The following is a 17,108-nucleotide window of genomic DNA, read 5'->3' on the forward strand; positions in this document are numbered from 1 at the left end:
ATGACCAATGTCGTAATCGTGTCGGCGGGCCGCACCGCCGTGGGCAGTTTTAACGGCTCGTTTGCCAGCACACCGGCGCACGATCTTGGGGCCGCGGTGATCGAGGCCGTGGTGGCACGGGCCGGAATCGACAAGGCCGAAGTCGAAGAGACGATCCTGGGCCAGGTGCTGACCGCCGGCCAGGGACAGAACCCGGCACGGCAGGCGCATATCAAGGCGGGGCTGCCCAAGGAAGCCAGCGCCTGGTCGTTGAACCAGGTTTGCGGCTCGGGCCTTCGTGCCGTCGCTTTGGGTGCGCAGCATGTCCAGCTGGGCGATGCCAAGATCATCGTCGCGGGCGGGCAGGAATCGATGTCGCTTTCGCCCCATGTCGCGCATCTGCGCGCGGGGCAGAAGATGGGCGACATGAACTTCATCGACTCGATGATCAAGGACGGGCTCTGGGACGCCTTCAACGGCTATCACATGGGCCAGACCGCCGAGAACGTCGCCAACCAGTGGCAGATATCCCGCGACATGCAGGACGAATTCGCGCTGGCCAGCCAGACCAAGGCGGAAGCCGCGCAGAAGGCTGGCAAGTTCAAGGACGAGATCATCGGCTTCACCGTGAAGACCCGCAAGGGCGACATCCTGGTGGATCAGGACGAATACATCCGTCACGGCGCGACGCTGGAGAGCATGCAGAAACTGCGCCCGGCCTTCACCAAGGACGGTTCGGTCACCGCGGCGAACGCCTCGGGTCTGAACGATGGCGCGGCTGCAGTGGTGCTGATGACGGCGGAGGAAGCCGCCAAGCGCGGGCTGACGCCGCTGGCTCGGATCGCCTCCTACGCGACCGCCGGGCTTGACCCGTCGATCATGGGCGTCGGTCCGATCCATGCGTCGCGCAAGGCGCTGGCGAAGGCAGGCTGGAAGGTCGGCGATCTGGACCTGGTCGAGGCGAACGAGGCCTTTGCCGCCCAGGCCTGCGCAGTCAACAAGGACATGGGCTGGGACCCGTCGATCGTGAACGTGAACGGCGGCGCGATTGCCATCGGCCACCCGATCGGCGCTTCGGGCGCGCGTATCCTGAACACGCTTCTGTTCGAGATGGCGCGTCGGGACGCGAAGAAGGGTCTTGCGACTTTGTGCATCGGCGGCGGCATGGGCGTCGCCATGTGCCTGGAACGCGCCTGACATGCGGGCGGCTCTTGCGGCAGGCCTTGCGCTGGCGGCAAGTGCTGCCCCAGCCCAGGAGCCTCCGCTCTGGGCCAATCTTGCGGAATGCAGCGCGGTCTTCCGGGCGACGGCCCTTTCGGCGGGCTACGGCGGCGTGACGGCGGAGCAGATCGCCGCCGCCGAGACCGCCGCGGCCGCTTTCCGCGCGCGTGCGGTCGAAGTCGCGGGCGAAATGGGTCAGACCGAGGCCGAGGCGGATGTCGCCTCGATCATGGTCTACCTCGAGCCGCGCTGGGAAAACCGGATCGACCGGCTGTTTTCGGTCAAGTCCAATCTGGACTGGTTCGGCTACTGCGGGCGGTTGGGTCGGGAACAGGGTGTGCTCATTCCAGACCTCGCGCCGTGAATTCTCGCGGATGATTTCATAAACGGGCGCGCAATAATCTTGCGCGCCCGCTTTCGTTTGGGTAACGGTATTTCAAGGAATACAACAATATGCCGGGAGGAGGCAAAATGGCACGGGTGGCATTGGTGACGGGCGGGTCCCGCGGAATCGGGGCGGCGATCTCGGTCGCATTGAAGGCGGCGGGCTACACGGTCGCGGCGAACTACGCCGGCAACGACGAGGCGGCGGCGGCTTTCACCAAGGAGACCGGCATCCCGACCTACAAGTGGTCGGTGGCCGAGTATGACGCCTGTGCCGCGGGCATCGCCAAGGTCGAGGCGGATCTGGGGCCGGTGGACGTGCTGGTGAACAACGCGGGCATCACGCGGGACGCGATGTTCCACAAGATGACTCCGGGCCAGTGGAAAGAGGTGATCGACACCAACCTGACGGGCCTCTTCAACATGACCCATCCGTTGTGGTCGGGGATGCGGGACCGGAAGTTCGGGCGGGTGGTGAACATCTCGTCGATCAATGGACAGAAGGGTCAGGCCGGGCAGGCGAACTATTCGGCGGCCAAGTCGGGGGACCTCGGGTTCACCAAGGCGCTGGCGCAGGAAGGTGCACGGGCCGGGATCACGGTGAACGCGATCTGCCCGGGCTACATCGGCACCGAAATGGTGCGGGCCATCGACGAGAAGGTGCTGAACGAACGCATCATCCCGCAGATCCCGGTCGGTCGCCTGGGCGAGCCCGAGGAGATTGCGCGGATCGTGGTGTTCCTGGCGTCCGAGGATGCGGGGTTCATCACCGGATCGACCATCAGCGCGAACGGCGGGCAGTTCTTCGTCTGACGCCTTCTGGTGCGACTTCGTCTTCCCGTCGGAATGTCGGGACGGGGAAGCATAGCGGGCCGTCCTTCGGGGCGGCCTTTTCCTTTTGCCGTCGGACGGTTATGGACCGGCATGGCAAGGGAGCGCGCGAAGTGACCAAGGGCAAGGCAACGCTGATCGGCTTCACCGCCGTGCTGATGTGGTCCTTGCTGGCGTTGTTCACCATCGGCAGTGCGCCGGTGCCGCCCTTGATGCTGAACGCGATCTGCTTCGGGATCGGTGGGCTGATCGGGCTGGTCTGGACGGCTCGGCAAGGGTTCGGGGTGCTGAGGGGGATCAGCTGGAAGGTCTATGCCTTTGGCACGCTGGGTCTTTTCGGATACCACTTCCTGTACTTCACCGCCTTCCGCCTGTCGCCCACCGCCGAGACGGGGTTGATCGCCTATCTCTGGCCGCTGTTCATCGTGCTTCTGTCCGGCCTGCTGCCAGGCGAGCGACTGCGGACGCCGCATGTGGTCGGGGCGCTGATCGCCTTTGCCGGGGCGGCAGTGATCGTTCTGGGGCGGGGAGATGAGGGAAGCGGTTCGGCACTGGGGCTGGCGCTGGCCTTCGTCTGTGCGGTGACCTGGGCGGGGTATTCGGTGGTGTCGCGGCGGCTGGGCGCGGTGCCGACGGAAAGCGTCACCGTGTTCTGCCTGGCGACAGCGGCGCTGTCAGTGGTGGCCCATCTGGCGCTGGAAGAGACGGTCTGGCCGGAAACTCCGCTCGGTTGGGCGGCGGTTCTGGCGCTGGGGATCGGGCCGGTCGGCGCGGCCTTCTTCACCTGGGATATCGGCATGAAGCGCGGCGATATCCAACTGCTGGGGGTAGCGAGCTACGCGGCCCCGCTCTTGTCGACATTGGCCTTGGTGACCGCCGGGATTGCAAAGCCGACATGGACCATCGCCCTGGCGGCGGTGTTGATCGCGGGCGGTGCGGCGCTGGCCGCGAAAGCCAGCGCCAGAAAGGATCAGTGAGCGCTGAGCCGGGTGATTTCCTCCTTGAGCTTCAGCTTCTGCTTCTTCAGTTCGGCGATCTTCAGATCATCCACTCCGGGGCTGCGCTGAGCCTTTTCGACCATTTCGGCGAGCGTCTCGTGCTTCCTGCGCAGTTCCACCAGATGGGATTGGATCGTCATGGTCGTCCTCCTTGGTTGTTGCCCCTCAAGTGCACCACGAAAGACGAGTCGTGTCATCAGTTGTTACGGCCCTGTGACAGAATGATGCGTCCAATTCAGCGGAATGACGCAAGGAGATCGGCGCCATCCCGCAACACTGCGTTGGCTTCGGCGGTATAGCTTTCACGGTCACCGTCATGGGCCAGACCCTGATGGATGACCAGGGGTGCAAGCAGGCGGAACGGCGCGCGGCCGCCTTTGCGCGCCTGGACGATGACGCGCAGGGCAGGACGGCCTTCGCGCGCGGCTAAGGGCAGGACGGCGGCAGAGCCAAGCTTGGGCGGCAGCGCCGCAAGGACCTCGGGCAGGCCGTCGGCACCGCAGATCAGGGTCAGCCAGCCACCAGGCCGCAAGCGCCGGGTCGCGGCGGCGACCCAGTCGGAAAGCGGCGTTTCGACCTGCATTGCGCGGGCGCGGGCGGCAACCGGTGAGGGGCTGCCCCCCGCGTGGAAATAGGGCGGGTTGGCGATCACATGATCGAAGTCGCGGCGCAGCGCTTTGGGCATGCGGGCAAGGTCGCCCTCGTGCACTTCGAGTGGGATTCCGTTCCGAAGGGCATTTCGGCGGGCAAGATCGGCATAGGCAGGCTGCAATTCCAGCCCCGCCAGCAGCAGGCCCGGCACCCGATGGCCGAGACACAGCGCCGCAGCGCCGGCCCCGCAACCAAGATCGAGGACACTTTCGCCGGCTTCGGCCGGGCAGGCGCCGGCAAGCAGCACCGGGTCGGTCGCAGCACGGTAGCCCTTTGCTGGTTGAAGAAGACGCAGGCGGCCGCAAAGGAACTTGTCGTCCGTAAGCTCTGCGTCGTCGAACATCAGGACTCGACCGGAATGTCGTTGTCGCGCAGGACGGCTGTGGCGCGGAAGTGGTCGCGGTCCGCCACCATCAACCGGCGCGGCAGGATGCCCAGGCTGCCGTCCAGGATGCTCATGTGGACGTCCAGCGGAAACGCCGCTATACCCTCGCCCTCAAGAAGGACGGTGGCGAAGGCGATCACGGTGGGGTCGGTCGTGCGCAGAAGTTCCTTCATGGATTTCAGTTAATCCCGCCCTTCGCGCGGGGCAAGGGCGGCAGAAGGCATGGACGGTTCGGGCGAGACGGCGGTGGACAAGGCAATGGCGCCGCAGGACCGGCTAAGCGACCTGCTGGCCGAGGACATGGCGGCAGTGAACGTCCTGATCCGGGAGCGGATGGCCAGCGAACATGCCCCCCGCATCCCGGAGGTCACGGCACATCTGGTCGAGGCCGGGGGCAAACGGCTGCGGCCCTTGCTGACGCTGGCGGCGGCAAGGATGCTGGGCTACGCGGGGCAGGACCACGTCAAGCTGGCCGCAACGGTCGAGTTTATCCACACCGCCACGCTGCTGCACGATGATGTGGTCGACGAAAGCAAGCGGCGGCGCGGGCGGCCCACGGCGAACCTGTTGTGGGACAACAAGTCCTCGGTCCTGGTGGGGGACTACCTTTTTGCCCGCAGCTTCCAGCTGATGGTCGAGACGGGAAGCCTGCGGGTGCTGGACATCCTGGCCGACGCCTCGGCCACCATCGCCGAGGGCGAGGTGCTGCAGTTGACTGCGGCGCAGGACCTGGCGACGGACGAGCGGATCTACCTGCAAGTGATCCGCGGCAAGACGGCCGCGCTTTTCGCCGCCGCGACCGAGGTGGGCGGCGTCATCGCAGATGCTGGCGAAGCCCATACGGCGGCGCTGCGGGAATTCGGCGATGCCCTGGGCATCGCCTTCCAGATTGTTGACGACATGCTGGATTATGGCGGCTCGGCCACCGTGATCGGCAAGAACACCGGAGACGACTTCCGGGAACGGAAACTTACGCTTCCGCTGATCAAGGCGGTGGCGAAGGCTACGCCGGAGGAACGGGCCTTCTGGACCCGGGTGATCGAGAAGGGCGACCAGAACGAAGGCGATCTGGCACAGGCAGTGGTGATTCTGCAGCGCCACGACGCAATATCGGCTTGTCGCACAGATGCACTGGCCTGGGCGGCGAAGGCCAAGGCGGCCGTAAACAACTTGCCCGAGCATCCCCTGCGTGACATTCTTGCGCAACTTGCGGACTTCGTCGTCAGCCGCGTGTCCTGATCTGCGGGAAAGGCTTGATCCGTGAAATGACCGAATTAGGATCATTTTTTGAACAAAGTTCGTGAATAATCAGAACAGCATCGGGGTGGTCTGCACGTCAGTGGGCCTCGGGGCTGCAAGGCAGCCGGTGGGTTCGCGGGTGGTGCGGGTTGTTCTGGATGCAGACATTCGGCAGGTGCCGCCGTGGGCCGTTCAGGCCTTGGTAATCCAAGCCGGGCAAGAATGATGATACCCCGGGTCACGGCCTGGGGCGCGGAGTACGGAACATGAACTTCTTTGGCTGGCTCTTTGGACGGTCTTCGAAATCGAAGCGCGCGGCGCGTTTCGATGGCAATGAGGCTGAACAGATCGAGGCTACGAAGGCCGCCATCCAGTCGGTCGCACAGGGCAATGGGCCGGCTGCCGGGCGGTTCCCGAAACTGGCCGGCGGCGCTGCCGAAGTGCTGACCCAGACCCAGAACAGCTCGGTGGTGGCCAAGGAAGGCCCGGCCCCTGCCGTGAACATCTGGGAGATGGAGGAGGAGCAGGCTCCCGCCGCTCCGGTTCCGACCCCGGCCCGCGAAATCTCGGCTGATGCCAGCGCGCGGCGGCGGGCGACGCGGACGAAGACGCGCGTCCTGGGGTTCGAGCCGCAGCCTGCGGCGGTGGTCCCGCTGTTCGACGAAGGCCGGATGGACGAGTCGATCGAGCCTGGCGACAAGGCGGGCGTGGTCATGTATCCGACCGGCTGGCTGGTGATCACCGCCGGTCCGGGCCGTGGCGCGGCTTTCCCGGTCCTGCGGGGCATCTCGCAGATCGGGCGCGGCACGGACCAGACGATCTCGCTGGATTTCGGCGACATGGCGATATCGCGCCAGAACCACGCCGCCATCGCCTATGACCCGGCGACGCATCAGTTCCATCTGGGTCACGGCGGAAAATCGAACCTGGTGCGCTTGAACGGAAAGCCCCTGCTGACCACTTCGGTCGTCGGGGACCGTGACGAGATCCAGATCGGAGAGACGACCCTGGTGTTGAAAGTGTTGTGTACGCCCGACTTCAACTGGTCGGCGGTTGAGTCCGAGGGAGACGCTAATGATATGGCGATCGCGTGAGCCACGCTTCGATGTGGCATCGGGCATCAGCCAAGGCGCGCGCGATTACCAGGAAGACGCGATAACCGCGGATTTTCCGGTTGGCGCCGAAGCCGGCTTCGTCGTCCTGGCCGACGGAATGGGCGGGCACGCAGCGGGCGACGTCGCGTCCAAGATCATCCTCACGGAAGTCTTCAGCGAGCTGAAGTTTCATTTCGCGGATGTCGTGTCCTTCGAGTCGCGCGCGACGGAAATCCTGCGCAGCGTGGCAGACCTTGCGAACGAGGCGCTGCGCCAGCACACCCGGAGCCACCCCGAGACCGAGGGGATGGGCGCGACGCTTGTCGTTCCGGCGCTGGTGGAAAACCGGCTGTGGTGGATCTCGATCGGAGATTCGCCGCTGTTTCTGTTCCGCAACGGCCGGCTTACCCAGCTGAACGAAGACCATTCGATGGCGCCGCAGATCGACTTCATGGTCAAATCCGGCCTGATGGACCCGCAGGTTGCCGCCAACCATCCGGACCGCAACTGCCTGATTTCCGTCCTGATGGGAACGCGGATACCGAAGATCGACTGCCCGGCCAAGCCGTTCGAACTGAAGGCGGGCGACATCGTCGTCTGCTCGTCGGACGGGCTGCAGTTCCTGACCAACGCGCAGATCGAGAAGGTGCTGACAAAGGCCCGGAAGACCCGGTCGACGGAAATCGCCGAGCGGCTTCTGGAAGAGCTTGAGCGTCTGGGCGACCCGGATCAGGACAACATCAGCTTCACCGTGATCAAGGTGAACGATGCATCGGTCCGCGCGCCGGAGGACCGGCCGCGGGGACCGTCGACCGCCGTGGCGCGGCCCCGCCGCCTGACGACGGTGGCGCCCGAGCATGTCCGTGTGCCCGGGCAAACCCCCACGACCAGCACGGCCCAGGTCTCTCCGCTGCCAGCCCCGACGCCGACGGAGGCGCCAGCTTCTGTGGCGGACAGCCGTGCCGGTCGCGCGCCGCGGTCGGTGGCCGAGGCGGTGCAAGAAAGCAACCCCGACCAGTCGGTTGAGGATTTGTCCCCAGCACGGTTGCGGCCACGTCGAGTCACCGTCATAAAGTAACTCATGGCAAACGCGGACGGAGAACTGACAGTCGCCCAGCGGCTTGGCCGCGCACTTGACCGGGGGCTCTTTCCTGCCGGCGGTCCGGCGGAGGCTGCGGAACGTCTGATCCAACGGCTGGAGCGTCCGGCGCGGATTGCGCTTCTGGGCCTGCCGGGGTCGGGAAAGTCCTCGATCCTGAACCTGCTGGTCGGGTCCGTCGTCGTGCCGGAAACCCTGCGCCTGCCGACGATCATCGTGCAGCACGGCGATGTGTCGCGGATGCTCTGCACGCTGACCGATGGCACCACTAAGACCGTCCCCGGCGCGGACCTGGCCCAGGTGCTCTCGCTGGCACCGGCGCTGGTGACGCTGGAGATGGACTTGCCAGCCCTAAGGGTCATCAGCCTGCTGGAGGTTTCCGCCGGCCCGATGGAGGCCGAGCAGAAGCGCGCGGCGACCTGGGCCAGCAAGCGCGCCGACATCGTGATCTGGTGCACCACGTCCTATCTTCCGAAAGAGCAGTCGGTCTGGGAAAGCCTGCCGGATGCGGTCAAGGACAACAGCTTCATGCTGCTGACCAAGGTCGACCTCTTGGGCAGCCGTGACGCAGCTCAGGCGATGCATGACCGGGTCGAACTGCGCGCGGGCGAGGAGTTCCGCCAGATCCTGTCGATCTCGGCCAAGCAGGCGCGCACGGCGATGCCTCCGGGCGGCCAGGTGAACCGCGAGCTGTTCCGCGACAGCGGGGCTTCGGCCGTGATCACGGCGATCAAGACCCGGGTGCAGTCCGGCCGCCGTGCCGACACCGACACGGCCGAGCTTCTGCTGGCGCGGCATGTCGAGGCCAGCGAACTGGTCGCGAAGCGTTTCGCAGAGACCGAGGAGGAAGCGCCGACGCCCTGGACTCCGCCCCCGGAACCAGAGGCTGCGGCAGCGCCTGTGGCACCGCCTGCGCCCGAACCTGACCCTGAACCGATGCTGGAAGAACCTGCGATCTTGGAGCAGGCAGTCGAGCCCGAGGTCGCCGCGCCACCCGAGCCGGAACCCGTTTTTGCCCCCCCGAGTCCTGTCGTAGAGCCGGAACCGGAGCCTGAGCCGCATCCCGAGCCCGTGGCCGCCGCACCGGAACCGCAGCCCGAGCCCGAGCCTGAACCGCAGGGAACACGCCGTCGCTTCGCCGATCGGATCAAGCGTGTCGCATCGGAGTCCGATACGGCCGCCGCTCCCGCCGTCCCGTTGCGGACCACGTGGAAGTCCAAGAACGAGCCCGAGGCTGCGCCGACGCCGGAACCCGAGCCGGAACCTGCACGGGAAGCCACGCGGCGGCCTCGCGCCAGTGCCGCGACGCCGGTTGCAGAAGAGCCGGCTTCGACCGTGATCAAGGAGGTTGACGCCACCGAGGCGACCCAAGAGGACGCGGAGCCGGTCGTCGATCTGGCGCCTCTCGCGGACGAGCCTGCCGATGTGCCCGCCGATCTGCCTGCGGACGAACCAGCGCAGGAAGAAGGTGCCGCACCCGCAAGGCCTGCCCTGCGCGACCGTCCCGGCCGGGCGGTGACGCCGCGGCCTGACCCTGTCGCCGAAGCTCCACAACGGGCGCAGCTTTTTGGCGGGCGACGGGCTGCAGGGGGCCAGGAGGCTCCGCTTCCCGACCTGTCGTCCCTGCGGGCCACGCCGGAAGAGATGGAAGCGGCGCTGGAAGAGACACCGCGCGACGTCGTGGAACCGCCGGTGTCCCGTCAGGTGGATGCGCCTTTGCCCGACCCGGTGCCAGAGCCAGCCACGCCGGAACCGGAACCGGAGGCCGAACTGCCTCCGCCGCCGCGTGTGGAACGGTCCCCGGACCGGACGCGGCTCTTTGATCGCGAGCCGCGGGCGACACCTGCCCCGCCGTCCGCTGCGCCGGCCCCGGCTGCCGCTTTGCCCCGTGCCACACCAATCTCGCGGTTGCCGCGGGCGGCGATGCCGGCTGCGCCCGCCGCACCCGCCGCCGCGGTGTCGGAAGACCAGTTTTCACCCGCAGCGATCATGCGCCGGGAACCAAGGGTCGCCGAGACCGCCGCCCCGCGGCGGGAGCGTGCGCGGATTGCGCCACGCGCCATGCCAACGACGGCACCGGCTGCGACCCATCCCGTGTCATCGACCGATCATTCCTTGGTGGAAGAGGCTGTCGGCCTGATCGCCGTGCGGGCGGCCGGGCTTGCCGGCGTGGTCGATCCTGAGGGCAAGATTCCAGTGGACCTGATTCTGGAACATGTGCGCGAAACGACCGAGCAGGTTCAGGGTCTGGTGGCGCGCGGCGGGTCGGAAGACTTGCGCCGGATAGGCAGCGACGTGGGAGAGGTCATGGACATTATCATGTTGATGCAATTGGAAAAAGGTCATGCGCCCGCTGATGACGCCCTAACCCTTCTTCTACAACTTAAACGCGAATTGGAAACATTACGCGTGGTGTGACACCATTGTGAGCGTAGAATCGTCAAGAATGTGCCCAATTGGGACCACTTTCCAAACTTATGACATGATTGCGGGGCCTTGAGTCGATGTGCTGGCCAATCGGACGGATCAAGCCCGCAGGTATGAGGTGATCATGGGACTGGGTGCCGTAGCAGAGGACCAGGATGAACTGGACAGCGTCGCTGTGCAGGAGACCGATGTTGCGCTGAAGCGCAATTTCCCGGGCCTCACGCGCATTGCTGATGCCATCACGCAGTTCGAGGACGTTCTGCGCGATTTCGTGACCATGGCCGATCCCGACACCTCGAAGAAGGTGACACGGATCATGAGCCAGGTCCGGGAGGTCGAGCCTTCCGTGACCGTGATCGGGCAGATCAAGGCCGGCAAGACCTCGCTTCTGAACGCGATGATCGGTGCGCCGAATCTGTTGCCGACGGACGTGAACCCCTGGACTTCGGTCGTCACCTCGCTGCACATCAACACACCCTCGCCCGAGCTGAACGTGAAGGCGAAGTTCAAATTCTTCGACAACGCCGAATGGGAAAAGCTGGTGTCGAACGGCGGCCGGATCGGCCAGCTGGCGGCCCGCGCCGGGGCGGATGACGAGCTTGAGAAGCTGCGCCTGCAGGTGGTGCAGATGCGCGACAAGGCGCAGGCGCGCCTGGGCCGCAAGTTCGAGATGCTGCTGGGCACCGAGCACCGCTATGGCACCGTGGATGACGCACTCTTGCGCCGCTATGTCTGCGTCGGCGACGAGGAAACCGGCGGCGCCGAGCAGGGCCGCTTCACCGATATCACCAAGTCGGCCGACCTTTACATCGAGCGTGAGGATTTCCCGGTCCAGCTGTGTGTCCGCGACACGCCCGGCGTGAACGACACGTTCATGATGCGCGAGCAGATCACGATCAACGCCGTGCGCGACAGCCGGTCCTGTATCGTTGTCCTTTCGGCGCATCAGGCGCTGACCACGATGGACATGGCGCTGATCCGCCTGATCGCCCATCGCCAGTCGCGCGAGATCATCATCTTCGTCAACCGGATCGACGAACTGCCGGACCCGGCGAACCAGGTCCCCGAGATCCACCGCGCGATCCTGGAGACGCTGGAAAAGAACAACGCGCCGCCGGATATCGACATCATCTACGGCTCGGCCCACTGGGCCAACGCGGTCTTGGAAGGCAAGATCGACGAGATGACCGAGGATTCGACGGATTCGGCCATCAACTGGACCCGCGCCGCCTTTGCGGACAAGATGGAAGCTTGGTCGGCCGAGCAGCTGGTCTGGCATGCCTCGGGCGTGCCGGCGCTGCTGGATGCGCTTGGGCAGCGGATGTACGAAGGCCCAGTCCGCGAGGCGCTGCAGAAATCGTCGCGTCAGGCGCTGAACCTTGCCCAGTCGCTGGACGTGGTCGATCAGGTCCGCATCCTGGAATCGGACGGCCAGTTGAACCGGACGATGACGCCCGACCAGCTGGACAGCGAGCTGCGCAAGATCGAACTGGCCGCGGTCGAGAAGCTGACGCACATGACCAACAACGTGTGCAAGGACTTCACCAACCGCATCGACCAAAGCTACGAACGCTTCCTGGATCGCGCGACGAACAGCCTGATCGAACATCTTCAGACCAACGGCGAGGATGCGACCTGGCACTACAGCCCGCTTGGCCTGCGCATGTTGCTCAGCTCGTCCTACCAGGTCGTCCTGAAGAAGATGCATGCCATCGCGGCCGAAGTGAACAACGAGACCGCGGTGCGGATCGCCGACCTTTACGGCAAGACCTTCTCGATCACGGTCGAAGGCTTCAAGATCGAGACGCCGGTGGTGTCCTACATCCCGCCGCCGATCAACCTGGGCCAGACCATCGCGCTGGACCTTCAGGTCGGCTGGTGGAAGGGCTGGTGGCAGCGCCGCCGCGGGTACAAGGCCTTTGCGCAGGACTTCAACAAGCTGATCCGGGCCGAAACCGATCCGATCATCAATGACCTGAAGACGATCCAGATCGGTCTCTTCCGTGAACGGACGCAAGCGACCCTGCGGGACTTCCTGCAGGAACAGCGCGAACTTCTGATGAGTGCTCTGGCATCTTCCGAGATTTCGATGGAAGAGATGAAGGAACTCTTTGGCGTGAACGCCTGGGAGGACCGGCAGGAATGCCTGGCCTCGATCATGGACGAACTTGCCATTTACGCCGACTAGGACGGTCGAAGGGTACGAAAGGACCTGAGGAATGCCGCTGACCCGCAAACCCCGCATCGCCATCATGGGCGAATTCAGCTCGGGAAAGAGCACGCTTTGCAACGTGCTGATGGGGGCGAAGCCGCTTCTGGAGAAGGTGACGGCCACGCAGCTGCCGCCGGTCTGGCTGTCCTATGGCCCGGACGATGCCTATACCATGGGCCTGGATGGCCATGCCTACGACCTTGACCTCGCCGAACTTGAGCAGGTCAGCCTGGAGACGACGGAACACATCCGCATCTTCATGAAAAGCGACATCCTGCGGTACTGCGACCTGATCGACATGCCGGGGATCTCGGACCCGTCGATGTCCTCGGAAGTCTGGGAGCGGATGGCCTACCTGGCCGATGCAGTCCTGTGGTGCACCCATGCGACCCAAGCCTGGCGCCAGTCGGAATCGGGCGTCTGGTCGACCTTCCCCAAGGAAATGCGTCAGAACAGCCTGCTTCTGGTGACCCGCTTCGACAAGATTCTCGGGGAAAGCGACAAGGCCAAGGTTCTGAAGCGCGTCAAGCAGGAGACCGAGGAGCTGTTCTCCGAAGTCTATCCCGTCTCGCTGTTGCAAGCGATGCGGGCCGGTGACGACGAAGAGAAATGGCTGGAAAGCGGCGTCGAGACGTTCAGCACGGCGCTGTTCGAGATCATCCACCGCATCATCGACAACGGTCACCCCGAACCCGGCGACGAGGGCAAGGCGATGATCCGCCCCGATCCGGCGGACGAAACCGAAGTCGGCCAAAGCCTCATCGCCCTGACGTTCGAGCGTCTGATGGCGATCCGCAACACGCCGGTGGTGAAGGTTCTGCCGCGTCGCGTGGCGGCGGGCGAGCGTCTGCTGCGCACCGAACGTCCAACCGATGAAAGTGGACCGACGCAGGTATCCTTCTCGGACCAGATCATGGGGGTGCCCGATGCCCCTCAAATGAGCCGGCTGAAGGGCCTTTAAGCTGGAGAGGATGCTTCCTTGGGCGTGAACGAAAGCCTTGGCGCGGTGGTGAAGGCATTTCCACAGGCCCACCTGGTGGCATTTGCCGATCTGTCGTCGCGGATGATCCTGTCCAGCACCGGCCCCTTGTCCACGACGCAGGAATACCTGGACCGGCTGTGCGACCAGGCACGTACCAGTTTCGACGATCCGCTGTTTTCGCTGTCGGTCGAAGCTTTCGGCGAACCGAATGCCGCGGTGGTCATGGGACCCGATACCGTCCGCATCTTCCTGCGTTCGGACGTCGAGCCGGCCGATGCGCTGTGCTGCATCTGCGACCACGGCATTGACCTTCCCGCGTTTGTAGCCAAAATCCGCGGGACGCTTGAAAGCATCACTCATGCTGGGTGACGAGGGCCGGACAAACCGTTGAACAGGGGTACGCTTCCCATTCTTGCGCGTCTGCAAAGCCTGCAGACGTCCGGTCGCTTCGTTGCGGGCGGGACGAGGGTGCTTGCCGAAGCGACGGACCGCAATCCGGTTGCGCAGATTCTGCGCGCGGCGAATGAGACGATGCTTCCCCGGTCGCTGCGCTTCTTCTCGGAGTCCGGACCCAGCCTGACGCTGGACGTCGCAGGCCGCAGGATCCTGCGGGTGACCGATGCCCAGGGGCTCCCCTCGGCCCAGGACTGCCTTGGCGTCGGCGCCCTGGAGGACGAGCATAAGGATGCGCTGATCAAGCTTCTTCAGGGGGTCGCCGTCCAGCGTCACGAACTCCACGTCGCCACCGGTCCCATCGGTCGCGGCGGTGAGGCGGTCAGCGTCGGCCTTCCGGTCGCGCTGCTGGCGGATCTGCTTCTGGTCGAGCTGAACCCCATCGGCCCCGACGAAGAGCCTGCGGCCCTTGCAGAAGCACCGACCGAACCGCAGGTCGAGGAGGCCGACGTTTCGGGGTCCGGCTTCCAGGGTTTCGCGGCCGCCATGGGTCCGTCCCTGATCGCCTGGCTGATCGACGGCGGGGCCGAGGATGGCCGGTCCGATGGGCCGGACGAGATGGTATCCCACCTGCAGGGCTTCCTCGCCGACGAGCGCGACTCGCTGGAGCGGCAGTTCGACCTTCTGTCCGCCCTGCCCGGCGATCCGATCTGCATGATCCTGGGCGCAACCCTGGTCGAGGGCCACAGCATAATCGGCGCGCGCCTGGGCCCGGCGGTCCTCCTGGGTGTGGTCGAGGGCGACGCCACCACCGCCGTTCTGGGCGCGTGGCGGGCGGCGCTGCGCTAGGGCGAGCGCCGACGACCGGGGCAGGATTGTGAAACTTCCCTAAAACGCAATGGGTTAAGCGGGTGTAAAGCCTGTTGCTGCTATTGCTGATCCTGGGTGTAAGACTTGGGTGATGTGGATGGCTGCGCAAGGGAATGCGGCGCCGGTCATCATCAAACGGAAGAAAGTAGTCAGTGGCGGGGGCCACCACGGCGGGGCATGGAAAGTGGCCTACGCAGACTTCGTGACCGCCATGATGGCGTTCTTCCTTTTGATGTGGCTGCTGAACGCGACGACGGAAAAGCAACGCAAAGGGATTTCGGATTACTTCAATCCGACGATCCCGGTGAACCGAATCTCGGGCGGGGGCGACGGCGCTTTCGGCGGCAACAGCGTCTTTGCCGAAGAGACGATGGCCCATACCGGAACCGGCGCGATGGATCGCAAGACCGCCGCCAGTTCCGCGGATGAAGCCGGTGACGATGCCGGCAAGGGCGCGGCCGGCGAAGGCAAGGCCCAGTCCGAGCTTGAGGATGTCGAAAAGGCGCTTCTGGCCCGTGGCGGTGAAAGCAACACGATGGAGCGGTTGATGCGCCACGTGGTGACCCGGATCACCGACGAGGGTCTGGTGATCGAAATCTTCGATCTTCCGGGCGCACCGCTTTTCGACGTCGACACGGCCCAGCCGACGACAGTCGCCTTGGCCCTGTCCGATCTTCTGGCCGAGATCCTGAACCTGACCACGAACGAGCTTGCCGTTGCGGGTCATCTGCGCGCCCATCCGGTGACGCTGATCGACAATCCGGTCTGGACCCTCTCAGCCTTGCGCGCCCAGCGCACCCGGGAAATGCTGGAGGAGGCGGGGATCGACGCCGCCCGGATGCAGCGCGTCTCGGGCTATGCCGACCGCAAACCCGCCGTCGCCGACCCGGCAGCCGAACGCAACAACCGGATCGAGGTCATCCTTTTGCGGCGCGACCGATAATCCTTCGACTTTTATCCATTAGGGCCATGTTAAGACGCGGTGCTGCAGGGTCGATCCACCAGAAGGTCGAAGCTGCAGAAAGGCGCTTTCCCATGACGATATCCTCCTCGCTTAGCGCGGGTGTGGCCGGGCTGAACGCGAATGCCACGCGATTGGCCTCGATCTCCGACAACATCGCGAATTCCAGCACGTTCGGCTACAAGCGTGCCTCCACGGATTTCACCAGCATGGTTATCACCGGGTCGCGGGGGTCTGGCACCTATTCCGCCGGCGGGGTCCGGGCTTCGACCATCCGGCTGATTGATGAACGCGGTGATCTTGTCGGAACCGGCAATCCGCTTGACCTGGCCATCGCCGGCCGCGGTATGCTGCCGGTGATCAACGAGGTGTCGCTGGGCAATGCCCTGTCCGACACGCCGCTTCTGATGACGCGCACCGGCAGCTTCCGCACCGATGCCGATGGCGTGCTGAAAACCGATTCGGGGCTGGTGCTGCTGGGCTGGCCCGCCAATGCCGACGGAACCATTCCGTCCAACCCGCGCGACACGCTTTCCGGTCTGGTGCCCATCGTGATCAACACCAACCAGACCGCGGGCGACCCCACCACCATGATGAACCTCGGGGTCAACCTGCCCGCCACCTATACCGAGGCGGGATCGACCGCCGTTCCCCCGCCCCTTTCGGTCGAGTATTTCGGCAACCTTGGCACGTCGGAATCGCTGGAGGTCACCTTCATCCCGACCGTCCCGGCCACGGGCGCGTCGAACCAGTGGACCATGCAGATCCGCGACAGTGCGGGCGGCGGCAACCTGATCGGCGAATACAACCTGACCTTCGACGACAGCCGCGGTGCGGGCGGAACGCTGGCCTCGGTCACGGTAGTTTCCGGCGGGGCCTACAACCCCCTCGACGGCACCTTGGCGCTGACCGTGGACGGCGGGCCGCTGACCGTGGGCATCGGTCGTGCCGGGGACCCGAACGGGTTGACCCAGCTTTCGGACAACTTCGCGCCGGTTTCGATCACCAAGAACGGCTCGCCGGTTGGCAACCTGACCACGGTCGAGGTCGACGAAAAGGGCTATGTGAACGCCACCTATGACACCGGCTTTACCCGGCGGCTGTTCCAGATCCCGCTTGTTGACGTTCCAAACCCCAACGGCCTGCTGTCGCTGTCGAACCAGACCTACCAGGTCTCGCCCGACTCCGGCTCGTTCTTCCTGTGGGATGCGGGGTCCGGGCCGACGGGGTCGATCCAGGGCTACTCCCGCGAAGGCTCCAAGACCGACGTTGCAGCCGAACTCACCAGCCTGATCCAGACCCAGCGGGCCTATTCGTCCAATGCCAAGGTGATCCAGACGGTGGACGAGATGCTGCAGGAAACCACCAACATCAAGCGCTGA

At 65.1% G+C, this 17,108-nt stretch carries 17 protein-coding genes; 14 read left to right on the plus strand and 3 right to left on the minus strand.

Features of this window, described 5'->3' with window-relative positions:
* From Q0C42_RS03455 to Q0C42_RS03470, 4 genes are all read left to right on the plus strand, one after another.
* Positions 1-1,176, plus strand: a complete 1,176-nt coding sequence (locus Q0C42_RS03455; protein WP_295071996.1) for an acetyl-CoA C-acetyltransferase — start codon at positions 1-3, stop codon at positions 1,174-1,176.
* Between the two features lies 1 nt (position 1,177).
* The gene (locus Q0C42_RS03460; RefSeq protein WP_295071998.1) at positions 1,178-1,564 is read left to right on the plus strand and encodes a hypothetical protein; all 387 of its coding nucleotides are present in this window, start codon (positions 1,178-1,180) and stop codon (positions 1,562-1,564) included.
* A 107-nt stretch (positions 1,565-1,671) separates the two neighbouring features.
* Entirely contained in the window at positions 1,672-2,397 is a 726-nt protein-coding gene (locus Q0C42_RS03465; protein WP_295072001.1) for a beta-ketoacyl-ACP reductase, read from the plus strand.
* 131 nt (positions 2,398-2,528) lie between these two features.
* Complete coding sequence (locus Q0C42_RS03470) at positions 2,529-3,392, plus strand: EamA family transporter (protein WP_295072822.1); 864 nt, start codon at positions 2,529-2,531, stop codon at positions 3,390-3,392.
* Here Q0C42_RS03470 and Q0C42_RS03475 read toward each other — a convergent pair.
* From Q0C42_RS03475 to Q0C42_RS03485, 3 genes are all read right to left on the minus strand, one after another.
* Entirely contained in the window at positions 3,386-3,553 is a 168-nt protein-coding gene (locus Q0C42_RS03475) for a DUF465 domain-containing protein (protein WP_295072004.1), read from the minus strand. The two genes, Q0C42_RS03470 and Q0C42_RS03475, sit on opposite strands and share 7 nt — an antisense overlap.
* Before the next feature lie 95 nt (positions 3,554-3,648).
* Entirely contained in the window at positions 3,649-4,407 is a 759-nt protein-coding gene (locus tag Q0C42_RS03480; RefSeq protein WP_295072007.1) for a methyltransferase, read from the minus strand.
* On the minus strand, positions 4,407-4,622 hold the full coding sequence (locus tag Q0C42_RS03485; RefSeq protein ID WP_295072010.1) for a DUF2007 domain-containing protein: 216 nt from the start codon (positions 4,620-4,622) through the stop codon (positions 4,407-4,409). Before Q0C42_RS03485 ends, Q0C42_RS03480 begins: the two co-directional genes overlap by 1 nt.
* A 49-nt stretch (positions 4,623-4,671) precedes the next feature.
* On the opposite strand from Q0C42_RS03485, the gene Q0C42_RS03490 reads away from it, so the two are divergent.
* The 10 genes from Q0C42_RS03490 (at position 4,672) to Q0C42_RS03535 (ending at position 17,108) form a co-directional block, all read left to right on the plus strand.
* The gene (locus Q0C42_RS03490) at positions 4,672-5,688 is read left to right on the plus strand and encodes a polyprenyl synthetase family protein (RefSeq protein WP_295072013.1); all 1,017 of its coding nucleotides are present in this window, start codon (positions 4,672-4,674) and stop codon (positions 5,686-5,688) included.
* A gap of 266 nt (positions 5,689-5,954) precedes the next feature.
* Positions 5,955-6,782 carry an FHA domain-containing protein gene (locus Q0C42_RS03495; RefSeq protein WP_295072016.1) on the plus strand — a complete coding sequence of 276 codons (828 nt, stop codon included), beginning with the start codon at positions 5,955-5,957 and terminating at the stop codon, positions 6,780-6,782.
* Positions 6,763-7,860, plus strand: coding sequence for a protein phosphatase 2C domain-containing protein (locus Q0C42_RS03500; RefSeq protein WP_295072019.1), 1,098 nt, complete (start codon positions 6,763-6,765; stop codon positions 7,858-7,860). Before Q0C42_RS03495 ends, Q0C42_RS03500 begins: the two co-directional genes overlap by 20 nt.
* Before the next feature lie 3 nt (positions 7,861-7,863).
* The gene (locus tag Q0C42_RS03505; RefSeq protein ID WP_295072021.1) at positions 7,864-10,299 is read left to right on the plus strand and encodes a hypothetical protein; all 2,436 of its coding nucleotides are present in this window, start codon (positions 7,864-7,866) and stop codon (positions 10,297-10,299) included.
* Between the two features lie 133 nt (positions 10,300-10,432).
* Positions 10,433-12,496 carry a dynamin family protein gene (locus Q0C42_RS03510; RefSeq protein ID WP_295072024.1) on the plus strand — a complete coding sequence of 688 codons (2,064 nt, stop codon included), beginning with the start codon at positions 10,433-10,435 and terminating at the stop codon, positions 12,494-12,496.
* 31 nt (positions 12,497-12,527) lie between these two features.
* A complete protein-coding gene (locus Q0C42_RS03515) occupies positions 12,528-13,481 on the plus strand; it encodes a dynamin family protein (protein WP_295072027.1) in 954 nt (317 codons plus the stop codon).
* Between the two features lie 18 nt (positions 13,482-13,499).
* Positions 13,500-13,871, plus strand: coding sequence for a hypothetical protein (locus Q0C42_RS03520; protein WP_295072028.1), 372 nt, complete (start codon positions 13,500-13,502; stop codon positions 13,869-13,871).
* Between the two features lie 18 nt (positions 13,872-13,889).
* Positions 13,890-14,744 carry a hypothetical protein gene (locus Q0C42_RS03525; protein ID WP_295072031.1) on the plus strand — a complete coding sequence of 285 codons (855 nt, stop codon included), beginning with the start codon at positions 13,890-13,892 and terminating at the stop codon, positions 14,742-14,744.
* Between the two features lie 118 nt (positions 14,745-14,862).
* Positions 14,863-15,708: a flagellar motor protein MotB gene (locus Q0C42_RS03530; protein ID WP_295072034.1), complete on the plus strand. Its 846-nt coding sequence runs from the start codon at positions 14,863-14,865 to the stop codon at positions 15,706-15,708.
* 92 nt (positions 15,709-15,800) lie between these two features.
* Positions 15,801-17,108 carry a flagellar hook protein FlgE gene (locus Q0C42_RS03535; protein ID WP_295072036.1) on the plus strand — a complete coding sequence of 436 codons (1,308 nt, stop codon included), beginning with the start codon at positions 15,801-15,803 and terminating at the stop codon, positions 17,106-17,108.

The sequence above is a fragment of the Tabrizicola sp. genome, from assembly GCF_022842145.1.
Lineage (GTDB): Bacteria > Pseudomonadota > Alphaproteobacteria > Rhodobacterales > Rhodobacteraceae > Tabrizicola.